9 protein-coding genes are annotated in these 13,769 nt (G+C 72.2%); 5 read left to right on the top strand and 4 right to left on the bottom strand.

Annotated features, from left to right (window positions below; genetic code table 11):
• Positions 1 to 79: 79 nt before the first annotated feature.
• Together ACFW6P_RS14770 and ACFW6P_RS14765 are read right to left on the bottom strand one after the other, a co-directional pair.
• Entirely contained in the window at positions 80 to 856 is a 777-nt protein-coding gene (locus tag ACFW6P_RS14770) for an IclR family transcriptional regulator (RefSeq protein ID WP_386359262.1), read from the bottom strand.
• A gap of 132 nt (positions 857 to 988) precedes the next feature.
• Complete coding sequence (locus ACFW6P_RS14765) at positions 989 to 1,609, bottom strand: hypothetical protein (protein ID WP_386423811.1); 621 nt, start codon at positions 1,607 to 1,609, stop codon at positions 989 to 991.
• A 405-nt stretch (positions 1,610 to 2,014) separates the two neighbouring features.
• Between ACFW6P_RS14765 and ACFW6P_RS14760 the strand changes: the two genes are divergently transcribed.
• From ACFW6P_RS14760 to ACFW6P_RS14740, 5 genes are read left to right on the top strand one after another with little or no spacing between them, the layout of a single operon-like run.
• A complete protein-coding gene (locus ACFW6P_RS14760; RefSeq protein ID WP_386359260.1) occupies positions 2,015 to 5,071 on the top strand; it encodes a nitrate- and nitrite sensing domain-containing protein in 3,057 nt (1,018 codons plus the stop codon).
• On the top strand, positions 5,068 to 5,502 hold the full coding sequence (locus ACFW6P_RS14755; protein WP_386359259.1) for a roadblock/LC7 domain-containing protein: 435 nt from the start codon (positions 5,068 to 5,070) through the stop codon (positions 5,500 to 5,502). Before ACFW6P_RS14760 ends, ACFW6P_RS14755 begins: the two co-directional genes overlap by 4 nt.
• 9 nt (positions 5,503 to 5,511) lie before the next feature.
• Entirely contained in the window at positions 5,512 to 5,907 is a 396-nt protein-coding gene (locus ACFW6P_RS14750) for a DUF742 domain-containing protein (RefSeq protein ID WP_386359258.1), read from the top strand.
• 24 nt (positions 5,908 to 5,931) lie between these two features.
• The gene (locus ACFW6P_RS14745) at positions 5,932 to 9,594 is read left to right on the top strand and encodes a hydantoinase B/oxoprolinase family protein (RefSeq protein WP_386423809.1); all 3,663 of its coding nucleotides are present in this window, start codon (positions 5,932 to 5,934) and stop codon (positions 9,592 to 9,594) included.
• Complete coding sequence (locus ACFW6P_RS14740) at positions 9,575 to 10,180, top strand: ATP/GTP-binding protein (protein ID WP_386359256.1); 606 nt, start codon at positions 9,575 to 9,577, stop codon at positions 10,178 to 10,180. The genes ACFW6P_RS14745 and ACFW6P_RS14740 overlap by 20 nt, the downstream gene beginning before the upstream one ends.
• 85 nt (positions 10,181 to 10,265) lie before the next feature.
• Here ACFW6P_RS14740 and glpK read toward each other — a convergent pair whose 3' ends face one another.
• On the bottom strand, positions 10,266 to 11,786 hold the full coding sequence (glpK, locus tag ACFW6P_RS14735; RefSeq protein ID WP_386423807.1) for a glycerol kinase GlpK: 1,521 nt from the start codon (positions 11,784 to 11,786) through the stop codon (positions 10,266 to 10,268).
• Positions 11,787 to 11,807: 21 nt separating this feature from the next.
• On the bottom strand, positions 11,808 to 12,602 hold the full coding sequence (locus tag ACFW6P_RS14730) for an MIP/aquaporin family protein (RefSeq protein WP_386359254.1): 795 nt from the start codon (positions 12,600 to 12,602) through the stop codon (positions 11,808 to 11,810).
• Positions 12,603 to 13,769 lie beyond the last annotated feature (1,167 nt).

The following is a 13,769-nucleotide window of genomic DNA, read 5'->3' as shown; positions in this document are numbered from 1 at the left end:
GAGTTCGGCGACGCGGCCGGCCGGTGCGGGAGCGGCAGCCGCGTCCGAGGGGTGCTCGGCTGACGCGAGTTCAGAACCCTCAGCACCTACGGCGGGACAGCTCGGCTGCCGCCGCCTCGGTCCGCTCCGCCAGCTCCGCGAGCCGCTCCGGGCTCAGCCGGTACACCGACCCCGAGACGCTGAGTGAGGCGATGACGTGGTCGTCGTGAGCACGGACCGGGGACGCCGCTGCGGCCAGGCCGATCTCCAACTCCTCGACCGTGAGGGCGTACCCCACCCGCGCCACCGTCTCCAGCTCCTCGCGCAGCAGGGACGCCGCCGTGACCGTGCGCTCCGTGAACCGGGGCAGCGGGCGCGCCGGCAGGGCCTCGCGCCGGGTGGGCTCCAGGTGTGCGAGCAGCACCTTTCCACTGGACGTGGCGTGCAGCGGGGTGCGCCGGCCGAGCCAGTTCTGCGCGGTGACGGACGCGGTGCCCCGGGCCTGCATGATGTTCACCGCCGCGTCCTCGTCCAGCACCGCCAGGTTGGCGGTCTCGCCCAGCTCGTCCGCGAGCTCCCGACACACCGGGACGCCCTCCTCGGAGACATCGAGCCGCACCTCCACCGTCCCCGCGAGGCACAGCAGGCCGGCGCCCAGGCAGTACGTGCCGCGGTCCGCCGTCCGGGCCACCAGCCCGCGGTTCTCCAGGGCGCCGAGCAACCGGAACACCGTGGACTTGTGCACGTCCAGCTCATCGGCGACCACGGTGACGCCCGCCTCACCGCGCCGGGCGAGGATCTCCAGCACGCTCACGGCGCGATCCAGCGACTGGACCACGCTCGCCGTGCCGCCCGGCGTCCCAGCGCTCTCGGTCATGGCCCACTCTCACCGCCTGCCGGCCCTTCGGGGCGGCATCCGCGGAACACCAGCGGGCGCGGACTGTGTTGCGCACGGCACCTGTTCCCGCGCGAAGTGACACGTCATCGTACCGAAGCGACCCGGACGCCCTCACGAGTGGGACAGCTGCCCGGCTCCGCGCCGTTCACGTATCCGTCCCTGGGCCCGCTCAGCGGCACGCGTCCGGCGCCGGGCCCTGCGGCGCTCGCGTCGCAGGGCCCTCGCCGTGCTGCTGGGCGTGGACACCACGCCGTTGCGCTGGTTCCAGACCTGACGCGTCACCCAGACGTCGAGGACCCCCCAGGTCGCCACGATCGTGCTGACCACGCTGCTGATCACCATGGGAAACGCCAGCCAGGACCCGGTCATCGTGCACAGGAAGGCCACCATCGCCTGCATCAGGGTCACGGCGATGATGAGCACCGCCCGCACGGCCGCCGTCCGGACCGGATCCGGCAGCCGGCGCCGCCGCGCCGGCTCCTCGACCCACAGCGGCCGGCAGTACCGCTGCTCGCGGACCTCGCGCCCCGGCCCGGAGGTCCGGGCCCCCTCCTGGCACATCAGGGACGAGCCCCTCTGCGGCGGGGCCGCAGCCTCGCGCACCCGGGCGGTCGCCCCGGCCGCTTCCTCGTGGCCGGCTGCCCCGGTTTCCCGACGCCCCCTCACGCGCGCCCCGCCGCCCTTGGACGCCTCGCGTCGCTCCGCCGTGCTTATCACCGTGTCACTCCCCACCGCCAGCATGCCGCTCGCTCGCACCCGAAGACCCGTGCTTCCCAGTGGCTGCCCGGCTTGCGCTGTTTTACGCCGCCCGGACGCGGGACGCGGCTCCTGTGACCGATTCCGTCCCCGTTCCCCGAAGGGAAGGACGAACAACCCCTCGGGAAGATTCCCCCGGACCGAAAGAATCCAGCCAACCGGCTTGGCCGACCGCGGAGATGGGACCACGCAGCCACCACCGGTTTCGGGGAGACAACTCCCGCAATGCCCGGACAACTCACCATCACCCCTCCGTGGCGCGGAAGTTCAGGCTCCGGATGGGTCTTCGAGATCCCCGGCCGTCGGTAGTAGGCTCGCGCCGTTTGTTGACGCACATGTGTACCCCCGGGTAGCCCCGGGGGGCCCGAGCTGGGGGAGGCCATGCGCTTTCGCGGGAAGTCCATCCGCCGGAAGATCGTGGCGCTGCTTCTCGTGCCGCTGGTGTCCCTGACCGCGATCTGGGCCTTCGCCACGGTGCTCACGGGGCGTGAGGCGGCCGACCTGTTCAACGTGTCGTCCGTGGTCGAGAAGATCGGCTACCCCATCGAGGACACCGTCCGCGTCCTGCAGGAGGAACGCCGCCAGACCCTGGTCTACCTCGCCGACCCCCGAGCCTCCGAAGGACTCGCCGCGCTCCGCCGCAGCCGCACCGCCACCGACGAAGCCGTCAGCGGCATCCGGGAGAACGCCCGCAACCCCGATGTCCGCGACGCCACGGGCGAGGACACCGACGAGCGGCTGACCGCCGTCCTGGACGCCTTCGAGGGCATCGAGTCGCTGCGCCGCAGCGTCGAGGACGGCACCGTCAACCGCTCCCAGGCCCTCGATCTCTACAACCGGCTCGTCGACCCCTGCTACGTCCTCCTCGCCAACCTCCACGTCGTCGACAACGTCGAACTGGACAAGCAGTACCGCGCGCTGGTCCATCTCGCCCGCGCCCGTGAGCTGCTCGCCCGCGAGGACGCCCTGCTCGGCTCCGCCCTGATCGTCGGCAGGATCTCCCGCTCCGAGGAACGCGACATCTCCGACCTCGTCGCCCAGCGCACCCAGATGTACGACGTCAGCCTGCCGCTGCTGCCCGTCGCGGAGCGCGACCGCTACGAGAGCTTCTGGAAGAACGCTTCCACCGCCCCCCTGCGCGTGGCCGAGGAAGCGGCGCTCGACTCCGGCGCCGGAACCCCCCGCGGTGTCACCGCGAGGAGCTGGGACAGCGCCGCCGGCAACGTCCTCGACGAACTCGGTACCCTCAACGACCAGGCGAACGACCGCTACCAGGACCGCGTCCACCCGGTGGCCGTCGGCGTCATCACCAAGGCCGTCATCGCCGGAGCCCTCGGTCTGATCGCCCTCCTGCTCTCCCTCCTCCTGTCGGTGCGCATCGGCCGCGCCCTCGTCCGCGACCTGCGGCAGCTGCGCCTGGAGGCCCACGAGGCGTCAGGTGTGCGGCTGCCCAGCGTGATGCGCCGGCTCTCCGCCGGAGAGCAGGTCGACGTCGAGACCGAGGTCCCTCGCCTCGAATACGACAAGAACGAGATGGGCGAGGTCGGCCAGGCGCTCAACACCCTGCAGCGCGCCGCCGTCGAGGCCGCCGTCAAACAGGCCGAGCTGCGCGCCGGCGTCTCCGAGGTGTTCGTCAACCTCGCACGCCGCAGCCAGGTCCTGCTGCACAAGCAGCTCACCCTGCTCGACGCCATGGAGCGCCGCACCGAGGACACCGAGGAACTCGCAGACCTGTTCCGCCTCGACCACCTCACCACCCGCATGCGCCGGCACGCCGAGGGCCTCGTGATCCTCTCCGGCGCCGCGCCCTCACGCCAGTGGCGCAAGCCCGTCCAGCTGATGGACGTCGTCCGCGCCGCCGTCGCCGAGGTCGAGGACTACGAGCGCATCGAGGTCCGCCGCCTTCCGCGTATCGCCGTCACCGGCCCGGCCGTCGCCGACCTCACCCACCTCGTGGCCGAACTCCTCGAGAACGCGACCGTGTTCTCCCCGCCGCACACCGCCGTCCAGGTCCTGGGCGAGCGCGTCGCCAACGGCTTCACGCTCGAGATCCACGACCGGGGCCTCGGCATGGCGGCCGAGTCACTGCTGGACGCCAACCTCCGGCTCGCCGAGACGCCGGAGTTCGAACCGTCCGACACCGACCGGCTCGGCCTGTTCGTGGTCAGCCGTCTCGCCCAGCGGCAGAACGTCCGCGTCTCCCTGCAGCCCTCCCCGTACGGCGGCACCACGGCTGTCGTCTTCATTCCCGACGCGCTGCTCACGGACGACGTCCCCGACACCAACGGCATCGGCTTCCGGCTCGACCGCCCCCGGCTCGCCCCGGACGGCGAACCGCAGGACAGCCGCCGCGCCGCCCTGTCCCAGGCATCCGCGCAGCGGCCCGGACTGCCGGTCTCCCTGCTGGACGGACCCGTCGAGCTCGAGGTCCCCGTCGATCTCGACGCCATCGGCGACTTCCCCGGCGCCCTCGGCGACGAGGCCGGCGAACACGGCGGCCTGTTCCGCCCCCGCCACTCCCTCACCCGCGCCCAGGACGACACCTCCGGACGCCGCCCCGGCCACCCTCCGGCCACCGACGCCCGCGGCGCACGCGACGGGACCGACGCCGACGAGCTCAACGCCGCGGTTCCGCTGTCCCGCCGCCACACCCCCAAGCTGGTCAGCTCCCACGGCCGCCCGGTCACCGAGCAGCGCCCCCGGCGCGCGAAGACGGACGAGGAGACCACGGGCGCCCGACGGCCCGAGCCCGGCCCCCCGTCCCCGCTGCCGTCCCGGCGCCGCGGTGACGGGACCCCGAGCGGCCGGTCCGGCCCGGAGCCCCCGTCCGCGCTGCCCGTCCCACGCCGCACCGAAGGCTCCGCGACCGGTGGCCGTGCCGGCGAGGAGCGGCCGGAGACACCGCCCCCGCTGCCGACCCGCGGGGGGACGGAGCCCGCCCGCCGGAGCATCGGCGCGGCGGGCCGGAACAAGGACCGCACCGACTCCCCGGCCCTGCCCGGCGTCCCACGCGACCGGTCGGAGCCGTCCACTCTTCCCAAGCTGCCCCGCCGCGCCGAGACCTCCACGAGCGGTCCCGGCGCCTCCGACCACCGCTCGGGCAGCCCGCAGGAGACCACGGGCCGGCCCCTGGGACAGGGAGCCGGTTCTCCGCCGCGGGGCTCCGGCCCCGGAACCGCGGGGCTCGGGGACGGCCCCGGCGCGGCGCCGCTGCCCCGGCGCGTCCGGCAGGCCAGCCTGGCGCCGCAGCTGAAGCGGGGCCCTGTTCCCCGTACGGGGAACAGGGCCGAGCCCGCCGACCGCGACGCCGAGGAAGTACGCGACCGCATGGCCTCGCTCCAGCGCGGCTGGCGGCGCGGCCGTGACGAGAACGCCGCGGGCGATGCCGCCGACAGCGGCGCAGCACGACAAGGAACGACAGAGGGGGACGGGCGATGACCGCACCGAAGGCGACCGGCCACACCGCGACCGACAAGGGCCAGCTGAACTGGCTCCTCGACGACCTGGTGGACCGCGTCGCGAGCATCCGCAAGGCACTCGTGCTCTCCGGCGACGGATTGCCGACCGGAGTGTCCAAGGACCTGACCAGGGAGGACAGCGAGCACCTGGCTGCCGTCGCCTCCGGGTTCCACAGCCTCGCCAAAGGCGTGGGACGCCACTTCGAGGCCGGCAGCGTCCGCCAGACGATCGTCGAGCTCGACGACGCCTTCCTGTTCGTCACCGCCGCCGGCGACGGCAGCTGCCTCGCCGTCCTGGCCGACGCCGACTCGGACGTCGGCCAGGTCGCCTACGAGATGACGCTCCTGGTGAAGCGGGTGGGCGTGCATCTGGGCGCCGCTCCGCGCACCGAGCTGCCCGCAGGCGGGTAGTGGGATGACATGAGCGCTGACGGTCAGGGAAGAAGCCACTGGTTCGACGACGAAGCCGGACCGGTCGTCCGCCCGTACGCCATGACCCGCGGCCGCACCAGCAGCCAGGGCCAGCACCGCCTGGACCTGATCGCGGTCGTGGTCGCGGAACCGCACGCGGACGACCCGGAGACGGACCACATGCTCTCCCCGGAGCATGTGGACATCGTCGAGCTGTGCCGCGACGCCCCGCAGTCGGTCGCCGAACTCGCAGCGGAACTCGACCTGCCGATCGGGGTGGTACGGGTCCTCATCGGCGATCTCGTGGACGCGGAGTTCGTCCATGTGAACCGGCCCGTACCACCTGCCGAACTGCCGGACGAGAGTATTCTGCGCGACGTGATCAACGGTCTCCGGGCGCTGTGAGCAGCGCGGAAGCGGGGTACTGACGTGACTGGCTGGCAGTTCTGGGTCGACCGGGGCGGCACCTTCACCGACGTCGTCGGGCGGCGCCCGGACGGCCGGCTGCTCACGCACAAACTCCTGTCCGACAACCCGGCGCGCTACACCGACGCCGCCGTCGAGGGCGTCCGCACCCTTCTCGCGGGCTCCGCCGAGCCCGTCGAGGCCGTGCGCATGGGAACCACGGTCGCCACCAACGCCCTCCTGGAACGCACGGGCGAACGCACCCTGCTCGTCATCACCCGCGGCTTCCGCGACGCCCTGCGCATCGCCTACCAGAACCGCCCCAGCATCTTCGCCCGACGCATCGACCTGCCCGAACTGCTCCACGAGCGGGTCGTCGAGGTCGACGAGCGGATCGCCGCCGACGGCACCGTCCTGCGCGCACCCGACCTCGACGCCCTCGCCGGGCCGTTGCAGGAGGCGTACGACGACGGGATCCGGGCCGTCGCCGTCGTCTGCGTGCACAGCCACCTCCACCCCGCCCACGAGCAGGCCGTCGGTGAGCTCGCCGCCCGCATCGGTTTCCCGCAGATCTCGCTCTCCAGCGAGGCCAGCCCCCTGGTGAAGCTGGTCCCCCGCGGGGACACCGCCGTCGTCGACGCCTACCTCTCGCCCGTGCTGCGCCGCTACGTCCGGCACGTCGCCGACGAGCTCGACGGCGTCCGGCTGATGTTCATGCAGTCCAACGGAGGCCTCACCGAGGCCGGGCAGTTCCGAGGCAAGGACGCCATCCTGTCCGGGCCGGCCGGCGGCATCGTCGGCATGGCCCGCACGTCGCAGCTCGCCGGCTTCGACCGCGTCATCGGCTTCGACATGGGCGGCACCTCCACCGACGTCTCGCACTTCGCGGGGGAGTACGAACGCGTCTTCACCAGCCGGATCGCCGGTGTCCGGCTGCGCGCCCCCATGCTGGACATCCACACCGTCGCCGCCGGCGGCGGCTCCGTCCTGCACTTCGACGGCTCCCGCTATCGCGTGGGGCCGGACTCGGCGGGCGCGGACCCGGGCCCGGCCTGCTACCGGGGCGGCGGCCCGCTCGCCGTCACCGACGCGAACGTCATGCTCGGCCGCATCCAGGCCGCCCACTTCCCGAACGTGTTCGGCCCCGGCGGCGACGAGCCGCTCGACGAGGCCCTCGTCCGCGACCGCTTCACCGCCCTCGCCCGTGAGATCAGCGAGAGAACCGGCGACGACCGCACCCCCGAGCAGGTCGCCGAGGGCTACCTGCAGATCGCCGTCGCCAACATCGCCTCCGCCGTGAAGCGGATCTCCGTGCAGAAGGGCCACGACGTCACCCGCTACGCCCTCACCACCTTCGGCGGCGCCGGCGGCCAGCACGCGTGCATGGTCGCCGACTCCCTCGGTATCCGCACCGTCCTCGTGCCGCCCATGGCCGGTGTCCTCTCCGCGCTCGGCATCGGCCTCGCCGACACCACCGCCATGCGCGAGCAGTCCGTCGAGGCACCCCTGGGTCCCGCCTCGATGCCCGCCGTCCTCAGGACGGCCGAGGCCCTCGAAGCCGCGGCCCGCGCCGAACTCCTCGCCGAGGACGTCCCCGAGGAGCACATCGAGACCACCCGCCGCGCGGAGCTCCGCTACGACGGCACCGACACCACCCTCACCGTCGCGCTGACCGGTCCCGACGCGATGCGGCACGCCTTCGAGGAACGTCATCGCGCCACGTACTCCTTCACCCTCGACCGCCCGATCGTCGTCGAAGCCCTCTCCGTCGAAGCCACCGGCATCACCGAACCCCCCGATCTCTCCGCTCTCGCCCCCCACGAGGCCCCCACCGGCGGCAGCGCCGGCCGCGCTCCCGCCGTGCCGCGCACCGTCCGCCTCCACACCGGCGGCACGTGGCGCGACGTCCCCCTCCACCACCGCGAGGACCTTCCCCCCGGCGACACCGTCACCGGCCCCGCGATCATCACCGAGGCCGGCTCCACCACCGTCGTCGACGACGGCTGGAGGGCCGCTGCGACCGGCGAGGGGCATCTGGTCATGGAACGCGCCGCGGTCACGCAGAGTTCCCGCCTGGCTACGGAAGTCGACCCTGTCCGGCTCGAGGTCTTCAACAACCTCTTCATGTCCATCGCCGAGCAGATGGGCGCGCGCCTCGAATCGACCGCCCAGTCGGTCAACATCAAGGAACGCCTGGACTTCTCCTGCGCCCTCTTCGACCCCGACGGGAACCTGGTGGCCAACGCCCCGCACATCCCCGTCCACCTGGGCTCGATGGGCACGAGCGTCAAGGAGGTCATCCGCCGGCGCGGCTCCCGCATGCGCCCGGGCGACACCTACGCCGTCAACGACCCGTACCACGGCGGCACGCACCTGCCCGACGTCACCGTGATCACCCCGGTCTTCGCCACCACTCCGCAGGCCGGCACGGATAGTGACCCCCGGATCCTCTTCCACGTGGCCTCGCGCGGCCACCACGCCGAGATCGGCGGCATCGCCCCCGGCTCCATGCCGGCCGACAGCCGCACCATCGAGGAGGAGGGCGTCCTCTTCGACGACTGGCTCCTCGCCGAGAACGGCCGCTTCCGCGAGGAGGAGACCCTCCGGCTCCTCACCGAGGCGCCGTACCCCTCCCGCAACCCGAAGACCAACCTCGCCGACCTGCGCGCCCAGATCGCCGCCAACCAGAAGGGCGTCGACGAGGTCGGCCACATGATCGAGGACTTCGGCCTCCACGTCGTCCAGGCCTACATGCGCCACGTCCAGGACAACGCCGAAGAGGCCGTGCGCCGCGTCATCGACGCCCTGGACGACGGCGCGTACGCCTACGAGACCGACTCGGGCGCCGTCATCCGCGTGACGGTCCGCGTGGACCACGGGAACCGGGCCGCGACCATCGACTTCACGGGCACGTCCGCGCAGCTGCCCACCAACTTCAACGCCCCCTTCGCGGTCGTCAACGCGGCCGTCCTGTACGTCTTCCGCACGCTCGTCGCCGACGACATCCCCCTGAACGACGGCTGCCTGCGTCCCCTGAGGATCGTCGTACCGCCCGGCTGCCTGCTCGCGCCCGAGCCGCCCGCCGCCGTCGTCGCGGGCAACGTGGAGACCTCCCAGGCCATCACGGGCGCCCTCTACGCGGCGCTCGGCGTCCAGGCCGAGGGCTCCGGGACCATGAACAACGTCACCTTCGGCAACGAACGCCACCAGTACTACGAGACCGTCGCCTCCGGCTCCGGCGCGGGCGACGGCTTCCCCGGCGCACCCGTCGTCCAGACCCACATGACCAACTCCCGCCTCACCGACCCGGAGATCCTGGAATGGCGACTGCCCGTGCGCCTCGAGGAGTTCGCGGTCCGGCGCGGCAGCGGCGGCGCCGGACGCTGGCGCGGCGGGGACGGGGCCGTGCGCCGCATCCGTTTCCTGGAGCCCATGACCGTCTCGACGTTGTCCCAGCACCGCCGTGTCCCTCCGTACGGCATGGCGGGCGGTGAGCCGGGCGCGCTCGGCGCCAACCGGGTGGAACGCGCCGACGGCACGGTGACCGAAATCGGCGGCAGCGACTGCGCGGACGTCCTCACCGGCGACGTACTCGTCATCGAAACCCCCGGCGGCGGAGGCTACGGCCCTCCCTCGCCCGACACCCATCAAGCAGGAGAAGAGATCGATGATCTTCGGGCGTTCTGAGCGCGGGAAGCCTCCGGTCGAGCCCGTCACGCTCAAGATCCTGGTGGCCGGCGGCTTCGGCGTGGGCAAGACCACGCTCGTCGGCGCGGTCAGCGAGATCAGGCCGCTGCGCACCGAGGAACTGCTCACCGAGGCCGGGCGCCCGGTCGACGACATCAGCGGTGTCGAAGGGAAGCACACCACGACGGTGGCCATGGACTTCGGGCGCATCACCCTGCGCGAGGACCTGGTGCTGTACCTCTTCGGCACGCCCGGCCAGGAGCGCTTCTGGTTCATGTGGGACGAGCTCTCCGAGGGCGCGCTCGGTGCCGTCGTGCTCGCCGACACCCGCCGCCTGGAGGACTGCTTCGCCGCCGTCGACTACTTCGAACGGCGCTCGATCCCCTTCCTCCTCGGCGTCAACTGCTTCGAGAGCGCTCCCCGTTACCCGGTCGAGGACGTCCGTCAGGCCCTCGACCTCGACGAGGGCGTGCCGCTGATGATGTGTGACGCCCGCGACCGCGAGTCGGTCAAGGAAGCGCTGGTCGGAGTGGTCCAGCACGCGATGGCGTACGCGGCCGGCCGCCGCCAGACGGTGAGCGGCTGACCCACCGGCAGGCGGGAACGGCCCGTACCCCCACCGGCCGGGGTACGGGCCGCCGCCCGGGAACGACCCGCCACGCGCGCGTGGTTCAGCTGTCGCCGTGCTCCTCCCAGCCGAAGCTCTTCTCCACGGCCTTGTGCCAGTTGTGGTACTCGCGGTCCCGCACCGACGCGTCCATGGACGGCGTCCACTCGACGTCCTTCTGCCAGTGCGCCTTGAGTTCGTCCAGGTCGTTCCAGACACCGGTGGCCAGACCGGCCGCGTACGCGGCGCCCAGACAGGTCGTCTCGGAGATCTTGGGCCGCACCACCGGCACGTCGAGCACGTCCGCCTGATGCTGCATCAGGAGGTTGTTCTTCGTCATGCCGCCGTCGACCTTCAGGGTCGTGATGTGCACGCCGGAGTCCTGGTACATGGCGTCCACGACCTCGCGCGTCTGCCAGCTCGTCGCCTCCAGCACCGCGCGCGCGAGGTGCGCCTTGGTGACGTAGCGGGTCAGGCCGGTGACGACGCCGCGTGCGTCCGAGCGCCAGTACGGCGCGAACAGGCCCGAGAAGGCCGGCACGATGTACGCGCCGCCGTTGTCCTCCACGCTGGCCGCCAGGGGCTCGATCTCGTCGGCGGTCCGGATGATGCCGAGCTGGTCGCGGAACCACTGCACCAGCGCGCCCGTGATGGCGATCGACCCCTCCAGGCAGTAGACCGGCGCCTCCGTGCCGATCTTGTAGCCCATCGTGGTCAGCAGCCCGCTCTTGGACGGTACCGGGCGGTTGCCGGTGTTGAGCAGCAGGAAGCTGCCCGTGCCGTAGGTGTTCTTCGCGGTGCCGACGTCGTAGCAGGCCTGCCCGAAGACGGCCGCCTGCTGGTCACCCAGCGCGGACGCCACGGGCACACCGGCCAGCTGCCCGACGGCCGTTCCGTACACCTCCGAGGAGGACTTGATCTCGGGCAGCACGGCTTCCGGGATGCCCATCGCCTCGAGGATCGAGGAGTCCCACTGGAGTGTCTCCAGGTCCATCAGCATGGTGCGCCCGGCGTTCGTGACGTCGGTGACGTGCCGTCCGCCGTCCGTGCCGCCGGTGAGGTTCCAGATCAGCCAGGAGTCCATCGTGCCGAAGGCTACCTCGCCCCGCTCGGCCCGGGCCCGCAGGTCGGGCACGTTCTCGAACAGCCAGGCCGCCTTGGGCCCGGAGAAGTACGTGGCGAGTGGCAGGCCCGTCTGCCGGCGGAAACGGTCCTGACCGTCCGAGCCGCCCAGCCGGTTGCACAGCGCCGCGGTCCGCGTGTCCTGCCAGACGACGGCGTTGTGCACCGGCTTGCCCGTCGTGCGGTCCCACAGCAGGGTGGTCTCGCGCTGGTTGGTGATGCCGAGCGCGCTCAGCTGGTCGGCGCGCAGCCCGGCCTTGGCCAGTGCCCCGGCCACCACCGCCTGCACCTTGGACCAGATCTCGGTGGCGTCGTGCTCCACCCAGCCCGGCTTGGGAAAGATCTGGCGGTGCTCGCGCTGGTCCACGGCGACGATCGCGCCGTCGTGGTCGAAGACGATGCAGCGGCTGGAGGTGGTGCCCTGGTCGATGGCTGCGACGTACTTCTCGGAGTTGTCCGTCATGGCTACCCCTAGATCGCTGGGTCAGAAGGCTGCGTTGTAGATGAGTGCCCCGAGAATGCCGCCGATCGCGGGACCGATGACGGGCACCCAGGAGTACCCCCAGTCGGACGTCCCCTTGTTGGGGATCGGGAGGAACTGGTGCACGATGCGCGGACCGAGGTCACGTGTCGGGTTGATCGCGTAGCCGGTGGGCCCGCCGAGCGAGAGGCCGATGCCGACGACCAGCAGGGCCACCAGCAGGATCGAGATGCCGGAGCCGTAGATACCGGCCGCGCCCGGGACGGGGCCGATGCCGACGCCCTTGACGACCCTGTTGTTACCCGCCAGGGCGAGGATGGGAAGAACCAGGGAGATGGTCGCGAGGATCTCCGTCATCAGGTTGGCGACCGGGTTCCGGATCTCCGGGATCGTGGAGAAGATACCGAGTGTCGGGACCGGTTCCTCGAGCGTCCCTTCCGTGGTGCCCGTCTGCCGTACGTTGGCCTGGAACTGCGCGAAGTAGACCAGGTAGGTGAGGATGGCTCCCAGCATCGCGCCCGAGATCTGTCCGAGCAGGTAGATCCAGACCTTGTCCCACACACCCGTGTCCACGGCCAGCCCCAGTGTGACCGCTGGGTTGATCTGGCCGCCGGAAAGCGGCGCGGCGGTGTAGGCGCCGGCCAGGACGCCGAAACCCCAGCCGAACGCGATGACGATCCAGCCCGAGGCCCGGGCCTTCGAGAATCTGAGGGTGACGGCGGCGCAGACGCCCGCGCCGAACAGGATCAGTATCGTCGTGCCGATCAGTTCGCCGACATAGATGTCCCAGTTACTCATGGCGGCTCCTAGGCCGTGGCCCGGGACGGTACGCCCCGGTCCTCACGTGCAGGGTGCGTTTCCCATGGCTACTTCAGCCGAAGGCAGGGGGGTCCCGTGCCCCGCCCGGCATTCGTGACGAGCGTGCCGTCGCAGCCGAACCGCCCGTGGGGGAGGGAGCCTTGGCGCTGGCGCGCCCACGCGCCGCACTGCCGGAATGCGCCGACCACGGACGGCGATGTCGGCTGACGCCGGCAAGGTGCACCGGCGCCAGAAGGGCGTCAAGGTCGTCGACCGCAACGGTTGTCGGCCATGCGACGGTCGCCGGGCTGCGTCTGGCCGGGGGCCGGTTGCACGGCCTCGACGGCCCGGTCGGGTCGTTGTTCAGATCTGCTCGGGACCCGCGCGCCCCAGGTGAGCCGCGCGGCCTGGATTTCGGATGTCCGGCCTCCACTCGGTGTCCGGCCCTCGCTGAGCTCCGCCTCGGCGACCGCTCAGCCCGTACCTGACACCTCGCTGGCTAGTGTCCAGCATCCACCTGGCCTGGCGGTTTCTCAACCGGACGAGACCCGCCCGGTTCCTGCCCGGCCTGCGCGGCCCTTCCGTACGGATCCGCGGACCGCCGCAGGCGGCCGCATGCGCCCGGGCCAGGTGCCGGCGGGCAGCGGTGGTGCTGGGCTGGGACAGAGCCTCCGCCTCCCGCGTCGAAGGCGCGAGGGCACGGCTGAAATGGCTGGTGGAACGGGGCCGGCTGGTGGAACACGAGCCGGGCAGGTTCACGCCGCCCGCACCCGGGTGCCGGGCGGCGGCTCATGAGCATGGTCATCGGCCACAGGACGACGGCTTCGCTGGTGTCGGTGCGCCGCTTGTAGTGCCGGACCAGGCGCCGGTTGCGCGGGCACCGGGCGAAGGATCCTTCCACGACCCGGCGGCGGGGCAGGACCTGGAAGCCGCGGGTGTCGTCGCCGCGGCGGACGATGCCGGGGGCAGCGCCGAGCGGTGCCGTGCTCCGATCGACGAGATGAGGTGAACGCCGCCTCGGTCCGGATGCATGAGCCGGCCGCGGGCGGCGACCAGGGCGCAGGCGGCCACGACGCCCTGCGCTCCCAGGCCCGCGCCCGGAGCGGCCGGCCGAGGGCCGGTCGCGGTGGCCGCCGCGGCGCACGGTCGGGTCTCCGGCCGCGGCCG

This window comes from Streptomyces sp. NPDC058741 (assembly GCF_042746715.1).
GTDB lineage: Bacteria > Actinomycetota > Actinomycetes > Streptomycetales > Streptomycetaceae > Streptomyces.
Note: the sequence above shows the minus strand (reverse complement) of the source record. Positions and strands in the feature narration are given on the sequence as shown.

Coding starts and splice junctions, on each gene's coding strand:
- glpK (WP_386423807.1), bottom strand. CDS start 11,786: ATGACGGACAACTCCGAGAAGTACGTCGCAGCCATCGACCAGGGCACC.
- ACFW6P_RS14750 (WP_386359258.1), top strand. CDS start 5,512: ATGAGCGCTGACGGTCAGGGAAGAAGCCACTGGTTCGACGACGAAGCC.
- ACFW6P_RS14755 (WP_386359259.1), top strand. CDS start 5,068: ATGACCGCACCGAAGGCGACCGGCCACACCGCGACCGACAAGGGCCAG.
- ACFW6P_RS14770 (WP_386359262.1), bottom strand. CDS start 856: ATGACCGAGAGCGCTGGGACGCCGGGCGGCACGGCGAGCGTGGTCCAG.
- ACFW6P_RS14740 (WP_386359256.1), top strand. CDS start 9,575: ATGATCTTCGGGCGTTCTGAGCGCGGGAAGCCTCCGGTCGAGCCCGTC.
- ACFW6P_RS14760 (WP_386359260.1), top strand. CDS start 2,015: ATGCGCTTTCGCGGGAAGTCCATCCGCCGGAAGATCGTGGCGCTGCTT.
- ACFW6P_RS14730 (WP_386359254.1), bottom strand. CDS start 12,602: ATGAGTAACTGGGACATCTATGTCGGCGAACTGATCGGCACGACGATA.